Raw genomic sequence first — 2771 nt, 5'->3', positions numbered from 1 at the left:
CTTGGAGGCCACTGCAGGCAGGCTCAACACCCGGTCCATGGCTTCACGCAGATCGAGGTTGTCGAGCATCACGCCGGAAAGCGCTACGTCTTGACGCTGGAATTCACGCTGCATCTTGGGCGGCTTGCCGAACAGCACGCTCATCGGCAGGTCGACTGGGCGGCTCTCGAAATGGCCGTCATGGACTTCCAGATGGTGCGCCTCGGTGGCTTCACCCACCACCGCATAGGGGCAACGCTCGCGCTGGCAAAGCGCCTCAAACGTGGCCAGCTGGTCTGGCGCCACGGCCAGCACATAGCGCTCCTGGGCCTCGTTGCACCAGATTTCAAGTGGGCTCATGCCCGGCTCGGCATTGGGAATCGCGCGCAGCTCGAAACGCCCGCCACGCTCGCCATCTTTGACCAGTTCGGGCAGCGCGTTGGACAGCCCGCCTGCGCCAACGTCGTGGATGAAGCAGATCGGGTTGTCGTCACCCAACGCCCAGCAGCGGTCGATGACTTCCTGAGCGCGACGCTCCATCTCGGGGTTTTCACGCTGCACCGAGGCGAAGTCGAGATCGGCACTCGAACTGCCCGAGGCCATGGACGAAGCCGCCCCGCCACCCAGCCCGATCAGCATCGCCGGACCGCCCATCACGATCAGCTTGCCGCCCACGGGTATTTCACCTTTGAGCACGTGGCCCGGCCGAATGTTGCCGTAGCCGCCAGCGATCATAATCGGCTTGTGATAACCGCGCCGCTCGATGCCGCCTGCGCCCATGGCGTCCTGCTCGTAACTTCTGAAATAGCCCGCCAGGTTGGGACGACCAAACTCGTTGTTGAAGGCCGCGCCGCCGATAGGGCCTTCCAGCATGATTTCCAGGGCGCTGACGATGCGCTCAGGTTTGCCGTAGTCAAAGGCTTCCCAGGGCTGAACGAACTCAGGGATACGCAGGTTGGACACCGTGAAACCGGCCAGCCCGGCCTTGGGCTTACCGCCGATACCGGTGGCACCTTCATCGCGAATTTCGCCACCGGAGCCGGTTGCCGCACCGGGGAAGGGCGCAATGGCGGTCGGATGGTTGTGGGTTTCCACCTTGATCAGAATATGTACCGGCTCCCGATGTGTGTCGTACACGGCTTTTTCCGCCGCCTTGCCGGTCAAAGGTGCAGCAAAGAAACGCCCGGCTTCGCTGCCGCAGATCACCGCGGCGTTATCGCTGTAGGCCGAAAGAATATTCTCGGGCGACTGGGCGTGGGTGTTTCTGATCATGCCAAACAGCGAGCGCTGCTGGGCTTCGCCGTCAACGAGCCAGTCGGCATTGAAGATCTTGTGCCGACAGTGTTCGGAGTTGGCCTGGGCGAACATCATCAGTTCGACATCGCTGGGATTGCGTCCAAGGTCTGCGAAAGCATCGCACAGATAGTCGATCTCATCGTCGGCCAGCGCCAGCCCAAGCTCGGTATTGGCAGTTTCCAACGCGACGCGGCCGCCACCCAGCAAGTCTACGCTGCCCAGCGGCGCAGGCTCATGGTGCGCGAACAGCTGCACCGCATCGGAACTGTTAAACAAGACGGTCTCGGTCATGCGGTCGTGCAGTAGCGCCGCCACACCGTTGAACGCCTGTTCGCTCATCGCACTGGAAAAGCTCACTCGGTAGGCAATGCCGCGCTCCAGACGCAACACCTTGCCAAGCCCGCAGTTATGGGCAATGTCAGTGGCCTTTGACGACCAGGGTGACTGGGTACCAATGCGCGGGACGACCAAGAACACCTGCCCGTCCTGATGATTAGCGTCGGATTCACGGCGCTGACCGTAATCCAGCAGGCGTTCGAGCAGATCATGCTCGTCTTGGCCAAGCTCGCCGTCGTGGTCAATGAAATGCAGGTAATCGGCACTGAGCGCCTCGACTTCCGGCACGGCATCACGCAGGTCGGCCAGCAGTCTGGCATGACGGAAGACGGACAGTGCAGGCGCACCTCGCAGTTCGAGCATATCCTCGGGCCTCTGGAATCAAGCAGAATAATCTGGGGGCCGCAGCCGGCGGCAACGAGCACATATGATACTGGAAAGCACCGGCAGCGAGAAATCGAGTCTGCCGCAGAAACCCGTAAAGATGCAGATATTGGTGACAGCGACTAGCTGGCTGGGTAAGGTAAAGCTCTCTCCGCCACACCACTGCCCCATGTTGCCATCACTGGTCATCCACCTCGGCCGCCATCGTCGTGGTTATCTGTTGCTGGGCACCGCTCTGCTACTGACGCTGATACCGGTGCCACCGCCTTCTGCTCCCGACAAGGGGCTTGCGGAGATACTGGCGCGCGAGTTTCTCAGTGTGCATACCCGCAACACGCCAACCACCTATTACGAAGGGCGCCAGGGCCCTACCGGCTTTGAATACGATCTGGTGCGCCGCTTTGCCGACCAGCTCGACGTCAGCCTGGCGCTGGACACCAGCCAGCGTAGCGACGGAATCATGGATGCGGTCCGCCACACCGGCGACCTGGGCGCAGCGGGGCTACCGCTCGACCCGATGCTGGACGAGGTGATGTTCAGCCAGCCAATCATGCCGCTGCAGCCGGTACTAGTCTACCGGCGTGGCCTGCCGCCTCCCAGGACACTTGATGATCTGCAAGGTTTGCAGGTTGGCACCCTGAGCGGCACCGGCAGCAACCAGGTCATGTATGAGCTACAGCACGACAATCCCAGCCTGAGCTGGAAAGCTTCCGACAGCATCGAAGTAGCGGAGTTGCTTGACCAAGTGGCCAGTGGCAGTCTTGACGCGGCAGTCA

General features: G+C 61.6%; 2 protein-coding genes. One reads left to right on the top strand and one right to left on the bottom strand.

Features of this window, described 5'->3' with window-relative positions; all coding sequences use genetic code 11:
• Positions 1-1974 (bottom strand): phosphoribosylformylglycinamidine synthase (purL, locus tag ACTH3D_RS12955; RefSeq protein ID WP_441667557.1); only part of this gene is annotated, 1974 nt, incomplete at its 3' end.
• A 64-nt stretch (positions 1975-2038) separates the two neighbouring features.
• On the opposite strand from purL, the gene ACTH3D_RS12950 reads away from it, so the two are divergent.
• The coding region (locus ACTH3D_RS12950) for a transporter substrate-binding domain-containing protein (protein ID WP_441667556.1) at positions 2039-2771 on the top strand (733 nt) is incomplete at its 3' end.

It is taken from the genome of Halomonas sp. (assembly GCF_052095765.1).
Classification (GTDB): Bacteria; Pseudomonadota; Gammaproteobacteria; order Pseudomonadales; family Halomonadaceae; genus Halomonas.
The sequence above is the reverse complement of the archived record's forward strand: the minus strand, read 5'-3'. Positions and strand labels throughout refer to the sequence as shown.